Source organism: Microcoleus sp. Pol10D4 (assembly GCF_036701555.1).
Classification (GTDB): domain Bacteria; phylum Cyanobacteriota; class Cyanobacteriia; order Cyanobacteriales; family Microcoleaceae; genus Microcoleus.
Genome location: NZ_JAUBRA010000010.1, coordinates 86,987 through 100,210, shown reverse-complemented (window position 1 = coordinate 100,210; position 13,224 = coordinate 86,987). Strand labels below are relative to the sequence as shown.

Here is a 13,224-nt window from a genome sequence, read left to right as displayed (position 1 = left end):
AGTGGACACTTATGTGCTGTGTTCATCCCCCTCGATTCGAGTCCCCCCACTTGTTAAGCAGGATGGGGAGAAGCAGTGGAATCAATGAGTTTGATAATTTTCCTCAGTCCAGCAGCGCGGCAAAGTTTCACCGGAAGGAAAGACTAAATTACTTTTTGGAAAAGTTGCTTTCTCTTGCTCTTCTTGACCAGCTTGATTTTTTCCCGGCACTTCTTGTTTTGTAGGGCTGATTAAAGCATCTACATCGAGGATTTCAATCAAGTCGCCTGATTCTTTTTCTTGTAAAAGCATAGTTTTTCCTTGTCAATTGAATGCGAGTTAGGGTTTGAGGACAACTTTGATGCAGTTGTCTTTTTTCTGTTTGAAAATGTCGTAGGCGTGGGGCGCTTCATCCAATTTCATTCGGTGCGTAATTACAAAAGACGGGTCAATTTCGCCTTTTTGAACGCGATCGAGCAAAGGCCGCAAATAGCGGTGAACGTGCGTCTGTCCCATTTTCATGGTCAAGCCTTTGTTGAAAGCTGCACCTAATGGCACTTTGTCAACGAAGCCGCCGTAAACGCCGGGAATTGACACTGTGCCACCCTTGCGACAGGCGAGGATCACTTGTCGCAGGGCCGTAGGTCGATCGCTCTCCAACCGCACGGCTTGCTTGGCTTTGTCGTACAAAGCGTCGAGACCGGTGCCGTGGGCTTCCATCCCCACCGCGTCGATGCAAGAGTCGGGCCCGCGTCCCCCCGTCATTTCGGTGACGGCTTCCCCGGCGTCCATTTCTTCGTAGTTGATGATTTCAGCTTTTGCCGCGGCCGCCATTTGCAAGCGTTCCGGTATGCGGTCGATCGCAATTACTCGATCGGCCCCCAGCATAAACGCGCTTCTGATCGCAAATTGTCCGACTGGCCCGCATCCCCAAACTGCTACCGTATCCCCCGGCTGAATGTCGCAGTTTTCGGCCGCCATGTAACCGGTAGGAAAGATATCGGTGAGGAACAATACTTGTTCGTCAGAAAGTCCGTCGGGAATTTTTAAAGGGCCGACATCTGCAAACGGAACCCGCGCGTATTCTGCTTGTCCGCCTGCATAGCCGCCCGTTAAATGCGAGTAGCCAAACAGTCCCGCCGGGGAATGACCGAACATTTTTTCAGCAAGCCCAGCATTGGGGTTGGAGTTGTCGCACAGCGACCACAAATCGCGGTTGCAAAAGAAGCAACTGCCGCAAGAAATAGTAAAAGGAATGACGACGCGATCGCCCTTTTTTAAGTTCTTGACTTGGCTGCCGAGTTCGACTACTTCCCCCATGAATTCATGCCCCATGATGTCGCCCGATTGCATTGTCGGGATGAAGCCATCGTAGAGGTGTAAATCTGAGCCGCAGATTGCTGTAGACGTGATTTTAACTATTGCATCGCGCGGATTGATAATTGTTGGGTCTGGTACATTATCAACGCGCACATCATTTGCTCCGTGCCAGCAAAGAGCTTTCATTATTTTTTTCCTCTAGTTAACTACTAGCTAGCAAATTTTTGATTCTAAATCTTACCTTTACTAAGCTGATAAATTACTCGCTTGGATGTTTTTAATTTTAAGTATATAAAATATTTAGTTTCTCTATCCGAGGTATAATTTATAAATCTATCTTCCGGCTGTTTTCAATACCAAAAATGTAAAGTTTATGCCCCTCAAGTGCGGGAAATTTTACATTTTTCTGTTAACCGCCAACAGTTATAGCAACCACGCCCGACGGTTAGGACGTTCTTAATTGCTAAAATCCTTGCGGAAGATTGCAACTTCGGTCTTCGTTCAACATCTGCTAGAACAGCTAATAACGAGATGGATGAGGTTGTTTTTGTCGATCGGCGATCGCTTTCATCTCACAAAAAATAGTTTCTCCTCACTTGATCTCACTAAAACCGCTATCGTGGCTCACTTTAGATAAAAAGCGACCGAAAACTTTTCAACTAAAAGCGGGTTGATCGATTATCAAATAGGGTGCATGACTTTTGTATCGCTCCACACTCCATCTGAATCTGGAGAATAACGCACCGTGCTTAAGGATGATTTATAGTCAAATATTGTATCATTAGTTATAACTAAAAGCCGAGCTTGCGGTAAAGTTGTTAAAGATTAAAATTTATCGATCGCCTTTTATGCCTTACACTGCATCTACCCCAACAGACCCCACTCAACCCAACATCCGCAATGCCGACCACCGCTTACTAGAATTCACCAAGCTAACGCCGATGATGCAGCGGTATGTGGAAGTGAAAGAACAGTATCCCCACGCACTTTTGTTATTTCGAGTGGGAGATTTTTTTGAGTGTTTTTTCCAAGATGCAGTTACGATTTCGCGGGAATTAGAACTTGTTTGTACGAGTAAAGAAAGCGGCAAAGAAATTGGTAGAGTGCCGATGACAGGAGTGCCGCACCACGCCCTCGATCGCTACACGTCAATGTTAGTAGAAAAAGGCTATGCTGTGGTAGTTTGCGACCAAGTTGAAGATGCCTCGATTGCTGCGAAAGAAGGTCGTCAAGTCAAGCGAGAAATTACCCGCATTCTCACTCCCGGAACTTTGACTGATGACGGAATGCTCAAACCCAGACAAAATAATTTTTTAGCAGCAGTCGTCATCGCTGGGGAACATTGGGGATTGGCTTATACAGATATTTCTACGGGAGAATTTGTCACTACCCAAGCAGATAGTTTAGAACAATTAACCTTAGAATTACTGCGCTTGCAACCTTCGGAAGTCTTGGTACCGACTAATGCGCCGGATTTGGTGACTATGTTGAGGCCCGGAGAGAAATCCGAGCATTTACCCGATTGTTTGCCGAATTCATTCTGCTATTCTTTGCGATCGCAAGTTCCGTTTAGTTTGTCCGAAGCAAAACAGAGAATCCTGCAAAAGTTCAAAGTGCGATCGCTCGAAGGCATGGGATGTGGCCACCTTTCCCTCGCAGTGCGCGCCGCCGGCGGTTTGTTGCAATATCTCGAAGAAACTCAAAAGGAAAAAGCAGTTTCTTTGCAAAGATTGCACACTTACACTCTCACCGATTTTCTCATACTCGACTACCAAACCCGCCGCAATCTCGAAATTACTCAAACAGTGAGAGATGGGGTTTTTCACGGTTCGCTACTGTGGGCTATAGACAAAACCAGCACCGCAATGGGAGGTCGCGCTTTGCGCCGCTGGGTGCTGCAACCTTTGCTCAACATTAAAGGCATTTGCGCCCGACACGACACGATTCAAGAATTAGTAGAAAATAACGCCCTGCGCCAAGATTTGCAGCAGTTGCTGCGCCAAATTTACGATATCGAAAGACTGACAGGCCGCGCCGGTTCTGGAACAGCTAGCGCGCGGGATTTGGTCGCTTTAGCTGATTCTCTCTCGAAACTGCCGGAATTAGCCTCGATCGCAGCCCAAGGGATCTCGCCATATTTGAAAGCGCTGCAAAATGTACCGCCAATTTTAGAAGAATTAGCAAGTAAAATTCACGCCCATTTAGTTGACGAACCGCCGATTCATTTAAAAGAAGGAGGTTTGATTCGAGCGGGAATTAATCCCATGCTAGATGAAATGCGCCAAACTGCATCAGCAGACATAGCATGGGCGAATAATTTAGAGCCAAATGAACGAAAACGCACCGGAATTGCTAATTTAAAAGTAGGCTACAATAAAGCTTTCGGCTATTACATCAGCATTCCGAAATCGAAAGTAGACCAAGTGCCGAAGGACTACACCCGCAAGCAAACTCTCACCAATGAAGAACGCTACAGCACTGAAGAATTAAAAGAAAGGGAAGTGCGAATTCTGACGGCGCGGGACGATTTAAATCAATTGGAATACGATATTTTTGCTCAAGTGCGATCGGAAGTAGGAGAACACGCCGAAATTATTCGCAACGTTTCCCGCACGGTAGCGGCGGCCGATGTTTTGTGCGGTTTGGCAGAAGTAGCAGTTTACCAGAATTACTGCCGCCCGACTATGACAGAAAGTCGGGAAATTAAAATTATTGAAGGTTGTCATCCTGTGGTGGAAAAGTCTTTGCCGCCGGGATTTTTTGTACCTAATTCTGCTTTTTTGGGTCGTGAAGACTCGCTAAACCGCCCAGATTTAATTATTTTAACCGGCCCGAATGCTAGTGGCAAGAGTTGTTATTTGCGGCAGGTGGGTTTGATCCAGTTAATGGCGCAGATGGGCAGTTATGTGCCGGCGAAAGCTGCGAGTTTGGGAATTTGCGATCGTATTTTTACCCGCGTCGGTGCCGTAGATGATTTGGCAACCGGTCAGTCTACGTTTATGGTGGAAATGAACGAAACTGCAAATATTCTCAATCACGCAACGCCGCAATCATTGGTGTTGTTAGATGAAATTGGCAGGGGAACGGCGACGTTTGACGGACTTTCGATTGCTTGGTCTGTAGCAGAATATTTAGCAAGTGAGATTCGGGCGCGGACAATTTTTGCGACTCACTATCACGAGTTAAATGAGTTAGCTTCTATTTTAGATAATGTCGCAAATTATCAGGTGACAGTGAAAGAATTGCCGGATCAAATCGTATTTTTGCACCAAGTTCAGCCGGGAGGTGCTGACAAATCTTACGGAATTGAAGCGGGCAGATTAGCTGGTTTACCGCCGTCGGTTATTGACCGGGCGAGACAGGTGATGAAGCAGATTGAGAAACATAGCAAAATTGCGATCGGGCTGCGGAAAGGTGTTAAAAAAAATGGCAAAAAAGAGTCGGAGGGCGAACAGTTGGATATTTTTGATGATTAAAACTTTAAGTTGATAAAAAAGTTTGTAGATGCGTAGGGTGCGTCAGAGCGTCCAAACCTGTTAAAATCGAAAGGATCGATGTCTGACGCACCCTACAACTGCGACACTTGCCTCTGCCTTAAAAGCTTAGATTTAAAGACTAAAGTCTTTATTACAAACCTGCAACTCAATTTCACTTGCCATTTTGCAACTTTCTTACCTCTTTGTGCACGCTCATTCCAATTTCCAAAGCCTCATTTAGCAATCGCCCGTATTCAGTCGCCCGATCGCTCACCTCCACCGCCATCAAAGCAGCTAAATTACTTTCAATATTAGCAAATAGCTCGTAACGGCGACCGATAAATTGCTGATTTTCCCTGAGAATTCTCTCTGTTTTCAAAGCACATACTAAACTTTCTCTAGTAATTGTTAATGCTTCAATTGCATCTCCTCGGTTAATTAAATTGGCTTGTAAATTGCCAGCATCCGTTAGGCGATCGATAATATCTAAAGCCTGAATCACCTCATGATACTTCTCAACTTCATCCAGCAGGCCCGCCAGCGTTACCAGAGGTTTTGCCTTAACCCATTTATAGACATTCCAAGCAACAGTAATCGCCAGCGACAAACCCAAAGTTAGTTGTAAAACACGGACAAATATCTCTGAATCGCTAAATAAACCAACATTATGTTTATTAGCCAGTAAAGCAACAGGTAGCGAAACAACTAATGTCAAGCAAAATATCAGCAACTCATTCAACAAAAGAGAAAACAGCTTTTTCCCGTCCCGGAGTGCTGCAGGCCGGTAAAAATCCCCTGCAAAACCGTCACTCAAAGCTATGCCGCTCAAATCCTCCAACTCCTTCTCAGAAATTTTCAACTGTTCCAAATCCGCTTGTATCACTCTTCAAAATCTCCTTTAATTGGGATTAATTACGATCCTCCTAGAGACATAATTGATTGCCACAGACTCATATAAAAATTGCTTTCTCGGTCTCGGAAGAGTTCAAAAGCCATTCCCGACGACCCAAAAAACGGTCTCAGCGTCCATCCCAACTGAGTACCAACAAACGCATAGAGTCCCAACCAAAAGCGCAAAATATTTAGTCTGATATCTTTGCCTTCGGCATCTTGTTCGGACAGAAAGTGCATTCCTTGATAAATGAAACTTACTCCCAAAAATCCTGTAATTGCCATAATAGCAACATTCAGCAACAGATAAAAATTGTAATTGGTACTGCTTATGAGGAAAAACAAACTAACAGGTGCAAATCCAAACAGCAAAACGCTAATCATCGCCATCGCTGTCATCAACAATGTCAAATACTGTTCAAAAGTTCGTTTGGAACCAAACATGACATTAAAAAAGTACAGTGTGGGAAAGCAGATAATCAGCGTCAGCAAGTAAAGTGCTGGCAACTTAATTGCTGAAACTAGACATTGCATCCACGTACTAGAGGCACCTAATATCGCTCCGTAAATGCCAAAAAATACGGTACTAGAAATCAACAAACCGAAAATTTTAGATTTAAGCTTGACACCTTGGCGAATTTCTTCGAGAAATTGTTGCCGTTCCCGCAGCAAATACATTACTACTGAAAAATATTTCACGGGCTCTCCTTGTGACTGATGCAACTCCGAATCAGTCATAACTCAAGCTGAGTGCGCTCGGCAAGCTTGGCAAATCAGGGCACTCTATGTTAACCAATTATTCTTGGACCCAGCTCACCACAAACTCAGATGTGGAGGCGTTTTGAGAGCTACTTGCAAAGCTAAACGACTCAAACTGAATACAGGTATGCTTTGTATTCAATTTGTATTCATTTGTCTCCAAATTGTCTCCAAAAAGGGCGATCGGGTAGTCATTTGATACTCAGTTGATACTCAGTTTGGTCGTTCCGTAGTCAAATCGTAGTCATTTTGTATCCAATTTGTATCCAATTTTGAGTCAACTAGACCCCTGGACAACCGCAAAAATCAACAATAAAAAACCTCAAACCGTTGATTTCTCGTTGGTTTGAGGTTTTTGTAGGCGCAAGCGGGCAGCGGGAATCGAACCCGCATAGTTAGCTTGGAAGGCTAAAGTTTTACCACTAAACTATGCCCGCGCACAGAAACTAAACATACCACACGTCTCTGGGAATTGCAATAGGCCTGTGCAAAATTTTTGAATACCTCCCTCCCGCTGGCTGAATCGGGACTTGCGACCCGATCGCGCCTACAATCCCCGTATCCCATGCTGGGTAAGACTTTACGGGTGGAAATAATCGTAAATTTGCTGCGCCAGACGCGGGCCAATCCCAGAAACTTCTGCCAACTGTTCGGGAGTCGCTAAACGGAGATAGTCGATCGACCGAAAATGTGCCAACAATTGTTTTTGTCGGTGGTGTCCCAATCCGGGAATTTCATCAAGGCGCGATCGCTTCATTCTCTCGCTTCTGCGATCGCGGTGAAAACTCACAGCAAACCTGTGCGCCTCATCCCGCACCCGGCGCAATAATTGCACTCCAGGCTGCTCAGAATTAGTTGGCAGTGGCAAAGATTCCCCCGGCAAAAATATCTCCTCTCGCTGCTTTGCCAAACTGACAACGCGCAACTCTTCTAGCAAATTCATCTCCCGCAAAACAGCCACAACTGCTGACAGTTGACCTTTGCCGCCATCTATCATAATTAAGTCGGGTTTGTCGGAAATAGTAGGAGAATCGGAGGATAAATTGCTGAGTTCTTTCTGTTCTTCTAAATCGCTAAATCCATCTTCCCTCTTCCCTCTTTCTTCTTCCTTCAATCCTCGGAATCGGCGACCGATAACTTCTGCTAAACTAGCAAAATCATCTGAATGACCCGATTTAATTTCAGGATTTTTAATTTTGTAATGGCGGTAGTGTTGATTGGCCGGCAAACCGTCAATAAATACCACGCGGGAAGCTACGGCGTCAGAACCTTGAATGTGAGAAATATCGTAACCTTCAATGCGGCGAGGAACTTCTGGCAAATCGAGAATTTCTGCTAAATCTTCCATTGCTTGAGAATTGCGATCGCTCAATCTTTGCATTCTCGCCAATTCATACTCAGCATTGCGTTCCACCATCTCAATCAACTCAGCCTTAGTTTGCCGCTGCGGCGTCAAAATCGTAACTTTTCGTCCCTTACGGTTGCTCAACCAATCTGCTAATATTTCCGCTTCTGGCAATTCGTACTGCACAGAAATTTCGCTAGGAATTTCTACAGATTCGACATTTTGATAGTGTTCTTCCAACACTCGCTGCAAAATCGCTCCGGCCTCTACTCCCCCTCGTTCCCCCCCTTGGCCAGGAGGGGAGGAAAGAGAAAGTTGAGATAACTCTTGCCCCTCCTGGGAAACGGGGGGTTGGGGCGGTATTTCCGCCATAAATCCCAATCTTCCAACCAATTGACCTGCACGAATTTGGAACAATTGGACGCAAGCGTGCTGGGTGTCTGCCGCAAGTGCGATCGCATCTCTGGAAACAGTATCGTCTGGCAAAGATACTTTTTGACCAGCACTCAAAGACTGCAAACCCTTAATTTGATCGCGAAGGCGCGCCGCCGTTTCAAAGTTTAAATCTTCGGCAGCTTGTTCCATTTGCGGCTCCAGGATATCAAGCAATTCCTGAGTCCTTCCCTGGAAAATCATCGCTACTTTTTGGATAATTTTTCGATATTCTTCCGGCGAAGTTAACCCTTGACAAACGCCAACGCAGCGGCCGATGTCGTAATTCAAACAGGGACGGTCTTTAAACAGCGGTTGAGGGCGCTGCCGCAGCGGGAAAATCCGCTTAATTAAATGCAGCGTACTCCGCAGCGCCCCTGTATCGACGTAAGGGCCGTAATAGCGGTCTTTGGCACTACCTGCGCGGCGTTTGCGGGTGATAAAAATGCGCGGGTATTCCTCAGACCAAGTTATGCACAAATAAGGATATTTTTTATCATCTTTGAGGAGGACATTAAAGTAAGGTTGGTGCTGTTTTACGAGGTTTGCTTCTAACGCCAAAGCTTCTGCTTCTGTGTCGGTGGCGATGAATTCAATTTCGCGCACTTGCTGCACCATCATCGCGATGCGGGGACTAAGATTTTGGCTTTCGCGGAAGTAGGAACGGACGCGGTTTCGGAGTTTTTTTGATTTGCCGATGTAAAGGATGCGATCGCTCTCGTCTCGCATTAAATATACACCAGGAACCGCCGGAATTTCTTTGAGGCGACTTTCTAGGCGTTCCGAGTCTTTAACTAACGGCAGAGTTTTTGTGGATGGCATTGCAAGCTATCTCAGCAAAATAGAGACTGATTGTACAATCTTTTATTTTACCTTAATTGTGCCGATTTGGACTGCTGCTACCGTCGCCAAACCCACCTATTAAACTGGAAAATCAGTTACAATATCTGAGATAAAAACTTGCGGGTGCGTTCTTCCTTCGGATTCTGAAAAAACTCTTCTGGTTGGGCTTCTTCCACTAAAACACCGCCATCCATCAACACAATGCGATCGGCAACTTCGCGCGCAAACCCGACTTCGTGAGTCACCACTACCATTGTAATTCCCGTTTGAGCCAAATTTCGCATTACATCTAAAACTTCCCGCACCATCTCCGGGTCTAATGCTGATGTCGGTTCATCAAACAGCATAATTTTAGGCTGCATGGCCAGAGAACGTGCAATAGCGACCCGCTGCTGCTGCCCCCCTGACAACTGTCCGGGATATTTTTTTGCTTGTTCCAATATTCCCACTCTTTCTAACAGTTGCATCGCCACTTCTTCAGCTTTTTTCTTGGACCAGCGACGCACCCACACCGGCGCTAGCATGACGTTTTGCAAAACTGATAAGTGAGGAAACAGGTTGAATTGCTGAAACACCATTCCTACTTCGCGACGAATTGTCTCGATATTGCGTAAGTCATGGGAAAGTTCGATTCCGTCGATCGTAATTTTACCTTGTTGGTATTCTTCTAATGCGTTGAATGTGCGAATAAACGTCGATTTTCCCGAACCCGATGGCCCCATCACGACAACGACTTCGCCCCGGTTTACGGTCATGCTGACACCTCGCAGTACGTGAAATTGTCCGTACCATTTGTGGACGTTTTCTGCTACGATTACTTGTTCTGGGATTGTGGGTTTAGTTTCCATATTTTTTATTTTTAAACCGCTGATGAACGCAGATGAACGCAGATTTTTTTTACCTTTGACCTACGCCTAAAGTTCGCTCTATTTTGCGGCTGGCTAGGGACATTGAGTAGCAAAATATCCAATAAATGATGCCGACGAATATGTAAACTTCGGCGTATCTGCCGATATAAGATGGATTAGCTAAAACTGCACGGGATATTCCGATTAATTCTAACATTCCGAATAGAGATAGCAGGGATGTATCCATAAATAATCCGATGAATTGACCGCCGATCGCCGGAATGACTATTCGCAATGCTTGAGGCAGTACAATGAGAATTGTGAGTAGGGGTGTATTTAGCCCGATCGACCTAGCTGCTTCTATTTGTCCTCTGGGTACGGCTTGCAAGCCACCGCGCACGTTTTCTGCCAAGTATGCTGCACTAAATAAGGTTAATCCAGCAATGGCTCTAATCACTCTATCCAATTTCGGATATTCGGGCGGCAAGAAGAGTTGCAGCATCACTTGACCTAAAAACAAAATGCCAATTAAGGGTAAACCGCGAATAATTTCAATGTATAATGTTGATAACAATCTCACAACTGGCAAAGAACTTTGTCTCCCTAGTGCTAGCAATACTCCCAAAGGAAAGGAAAGCACAATACTAATAACTGCTAAAAACAGCGTCAATACTAAACCGCCCCAATCATTTGTTGACACTTCTGTCAAACCCAACCCGCCTTTAATTAACCACAAAACTATTGGGAAGGAAAGAACCCAAATTGCAGGCATCCAGTCCATGATTTTTGGGTGAATTTGCCTCCCGATGGCATAGCTGGCGGCTGCTGCGATAATAATTCCTAAGAGGTATAGGCGAGAGGTTAGGTCGATCGGCGAAATGACCGCACCCACAACCGCAGCACCGAGTATAATTAGTAAAGGCGGATTCCAAAGACGTTCTTGCCGCTGAATGTTTCCCCAAGTTAATCCTCCCAACAAGGCAATTATCGCCGTTACTATCCACAGCCGCCAGTAGGATTCGCTGGGAAATCTGCCGACGAAAAATAGCGGCAAGTTGGCTTCTAATACGCGCCATTGAGCTTTTGTTGTTGCCCAAACGATAATTCCTTTAATAGTTTGGAAGGCGACAATTAAGCAAACTACTGTCAGAATGCTGTTGTACCAGGTACTAAATAAATTTTTGCGCGCCCAATTCCAAGGGGTAGGCGATTCTGTGGCTGGGGGCGGAAGTACAGGTATTGTTTCCATTTTATTTGTTGGTTATTAATTATTAATTATTAATTGCACTGGCTAAAATACCTAAAATTTTCTTAACCTCTGTGAGGTAATACTCGGTCAAATCTATTTCAATTACTTGGTTTTTTAATTTGAGAAATTTCCAGGTAGTGCCGCTAGTGACAGCCCCATAAATCCCAGGGATCTCGTTCCCTTCACGTTCATTAAATATTCTAGCGCCTAGCATTTCGGCGACGCACTGTCCCAATTCACTATTGAGATTTTCCGGTTTTGCTTCTACAATTATAATGACTGGTGCAACAACTAACAAAAGTCCTGATGAATTGCCAATTAGAAAATCGCAACTACCGTCTAAGCCTCTTTCGGAGTCAACATTAAAGTCAATACCGGAAAATAAGCTAATTCGATTTTGTAATTGTTCTCTAAGTTCAATTAAAATTGGTGCTGTAATCATTTCCGCGCGGGATTTCTGGGTGTTATTTGCCAGACCTAAAGGTACACTGCGCTTGAGAGTTTCGGCTAGTAGTTGGCTGCATTCTAAGTTGGGTTCTTTGCCAAACAAATCGGCGACTTCCGAATACTTTAATTCAAATGTTTTGACTGCGCCTTCTAAACTAAAATCACTGTACGCCATTTTTCTAGTTCCTTTGCTCGCCGTTGTAAATTTTCCAACATTAACTCTTTATCTTTCCTTGATTTGTACGGTTTTATTGTACCAATTCATGAACAGAGAAACTATTAAACTAATTGTTAGATATGTTACCATGATAATTAACATTGCTTCGATCGCCCGACCGGTCTGATTCAACGTCGGAGAGCCCACAACAAAATAAACGTCGGGATAAGCAACCGCAACCGCTAAACTCGAATTCTTAGCTAAATTCAGATACTGACTGGTTAAAGGCGGCACAATCACCCGCAAAGCTTGCGGCAAAATTACCATCCGCATCATTGTTCCAGACTTTAGCCCCAAAGACTTTCCCGCTTCCCACTGACCTTTCGATACTGACTGAATTCCGGCCCGGACAATTTCTGCAATGTAACTGCCAGTATACAAGCTGAGTCCTGTCACCAGGGCTGCAAATTCTGGAGTTAATTTTAATCCTCCTTCGAGTTGCAATGCTGGTGTCAGGCGGGGAACATCTAGACGAAAAGGCAGATTTTTGGTAATAATCAAAGCTAAGATTGCACTCAGCCCGATCGCACCTAGAGCCCAAAACAACTGTCTTCCCGGTTTAGCTTCTTCCAACATCACCCGCGCCCGCCACATCCACAGCGCCACCGCCGCCAAAACTCCGACAGTTAGCAAAATCAACCAAATCTCAAAACCCGGCAAAGCCACAGGCCAAGGTACAGCAATGCCGCGATTTGTCAAGTAAATCGGCCCCCTCATCTGCTGATTGTCTTCGAGTTTTGGCAGGGAAATGAAAACTGCAAAATACCAGAAAAATAATTGCAGCAATAACGGCGTATTTCGCAAAATTTCTACGTACAAACCAGCCAAACTTCGCAGCAGCCAATTGTCGGAAAGGCGCGCAATTCCTACCGTCAAACCCGCAACTGTTGCGAAAATAATGCCGAGGCCCATCACGCGCAGCGAGTTGATTAAACCGACAAAATAAGCTTGCCTGTAACTGTTTTCGGGACTGTAGGGAATCACGCTTTCGCCGATGTCAAAGGATGCTTGGGAATTGAGAAAATCAAATCCAAATGCAATCCCCAGTTGCGAGTAATTGGCACTGAGATTGTCCCAAAGAATCGCGATAACAACTATTACTAAAATTAGGGCGATCGCCTGTCCGGCTATTTTCCAGAAGCGATCGTCCCGCAGCAGTTTTGATATATCTTTAAATTTGGGCAATTTCTGTGATTTGCCCGGTTGAGGTTCTGGGTTCATAACTTAAATTATATTTGATAAATCTGCTGGCAAATCCAGGCGAGATTGAGCTTTGGTTCGTGATATCGTTTCCGGTTGCATCGGAATGATTTAACCGCAGAGGGCGCAGAGAACGCAGAGGGAGAGAATACAGAAATGAATAATTCCGATGCTACCGGATTTGATATGACTTGATAGTTACTCGATTGGCGATCGGG

Annotated in this window: 10 protein-coding genes and 1 tRNA gene; 1 reads left to right on the top strand and 10 read right to left on the bottom strand. The window is 45.0% G+C overall.

The window, feature by feature from the left end:
* Nucleotides 1–81: 81 nt before the first annotated feature.
* Nucleotides 82–291: an acetyltransferase gene (locus tag QUA36_RS08195; protein WP_333456641.1), complete on the bottom strand. Its 210-nt coding sequence runs from the start codon at nt 289–291 to the stop codon at nt 82–84.
* A gap of 27 nt (nt 292–318) precedes the next feature.
* The gene (locus tag QUA36_RS08190; RefSeq protein ID WP_333456639.1) at nt 319–1,485 is read right to left on the bottom strand and encodes a zinc-dependent alcohol dehydrogenase; all 1,167 of its coding nucleotides are present in this window, start codon (nt 1,483–1,485) and stop codon (nt 319–321) included.
* Between the two features lie 662 nt (nt 1,486–2,147).
* On the opposite strand from QUA36_RS08190, the gene mutS reads away from it, so the two are divergent.
* Nucleotides 2,148–4,775, top strand: a complete 2,628-nt coding sequence (gene mutS, locus QUA36_RS08185; protein WP_333456679.1) for a DNA mismatch repair protein MutS — start codon at nt 2,148–2,150, stop codon at nt 4,773–4,775.
* Nucleotides 4,776–4,947: 172 nt separating this feature from the next.
* On the opposite strand, the gene QUA36_RS08180 is transcribed toward mutS, so the two are convergent.
* The 8 genes from QUA36_RS08180 to QUA36_RS08145 form a co-directional block, all read right to left on the bottom strand.
* Entirely contained in the window at nt 4,948–5,658 is a 711-nt protein-coding gene (locus QUA36_RS08180; RefSeq protein ID WP_333456637.1) for a hypothetical protein, read from the bottom strand.
* A gap of 29 nt (nt 5,659–5,687) precedes the next feature.
* A complete protein-coding gene (locus tag QUA36_RS08175) occupies nt 5,688–6,365 on the bottom strand; it encodes an actin-binding WH2 domain-containing protein (RefSeq protein ID WP_333456635.1) in 678 nt (225 codons plus the stop codon).
* A 426-nt stretch (nt 6,366–6,791) separates the two neighbouring features.
* Nucleotides 6,792–6,862, bottom strand: a tRNA-Gly gene (locus QUA36_RS08170).
* 143 nt (nt 6,863–7,005) lie between these two features.
* A complete protein-coding gene (gene uvrC / locus QUA36_RS08165) occupies nt 7,006–9,024 on the bottom strand; it encodes an excinuclease ABC subunit UvrC (RefSeq protein WP_333456633.1) in 2,019 nt (672 codons plus the stop codon).
* Nucleotides 9,025–9,140: 116 nt separating this feature from the next.
* Complete coding sequence (locus tag QUA36_RS08160; protein WP_333456631.1) at nt 9,141–9,893, bottom strand: amino acid ABC transporter ATP-binding protein; 753 nt, start codon at nt 9,891–9,893, stop codon at nt 9,141–9,143.
* 49 nt (nt 9,894–9,942) lie between these two features.
* Nucleotides 9,943–11,142, bottom strand: a complete 1,200-nt coding sequence (locus tag QUA36_RS08155; protein WP_333456629.1) for an amino acid ABC transporter permease — start codon at nt 11,140–11,142, stop codon at nt 9,943–9,945.
* A 22-nt stretch (nt 11,143–11,164) separates the two neighbouring features.
* Nucleotides 11,165–11,764: a hypothetical protein gene (locus tag QUA36_RS08150; protein WP_333456628.1), complete on the bottom strand. Its 600-nt coding sequence runs from the start codon at nt 11,762–11,764 to the stop codon at nt 11,165–11,167.
* Between the two features lie 48 nt (nt 11,765–11,812).
* Entirely contained in the window at nt 11,813–13,027 is a 1,215-nt protein-coding gene (locus QUA36_RS08145; protein WP_333456626.1) for an ABC transporter permease subunit, read from the bottom strand.
* Nucleotides 13,028–13,224: the final 197 nt, after the last annotated feature.

Coding starts and splice junctions, on each gene's coding strand:
- QUA36_RS08160 (WP_333456631.1), bottom strand. CDS start 9,893: ATGGAAACTAAACCCACAATCCCAGAACAAGTAATCGTAGCAGAAAAC.
- QUA36_RS08150 (WP_333456628.1), bottom strand. CDS start 11,764: ATGGCGTACAGTGATTTTAGTTTAGAAGGCGCAGTCAAAACATTTGAA.
- QUA36_RS08145 (WP_333456626.1), bottom strand. CDS start 13,027: ATGAACCCAGAACCTCAACCGGGCAAATCACAGAAATTGCCCAAATTT.
- uvrC (WP_333456633.1), bottom strand. CDS start 9,024: ATGCCATCCACAAAAACTCTGCCGTTAGTTAAAGACTCGGAACGCCTA.
- mutS (WP_333456679.1), top strand. CDS start 2,148: ATGCCTTACACTGCATCTACCCCAACAGACCCCACTCAACCCAACATC.
- QUA36_RS08190 (WP_333456639.1), bottom strand. CDS start 1,485: ATGAAAGCTCTTTGCTGGCACGGAGCAAATGATGTGCGCGTTGATAAT.
- QUA36_RS08195 (WP_333456641.1), bottom strand. CDS start 291: ATGCTTTTACAAGAAAAAGAATCAGGCGACTTGATTGAAATCCTCGAT.
- QUA36_RS08155 (WP_333456629.1), bottom strand. CDS start 11,142: ATGGAAACAATACCTGTACTTCCGCCCCCAGCCACAGAATCGCCTACC.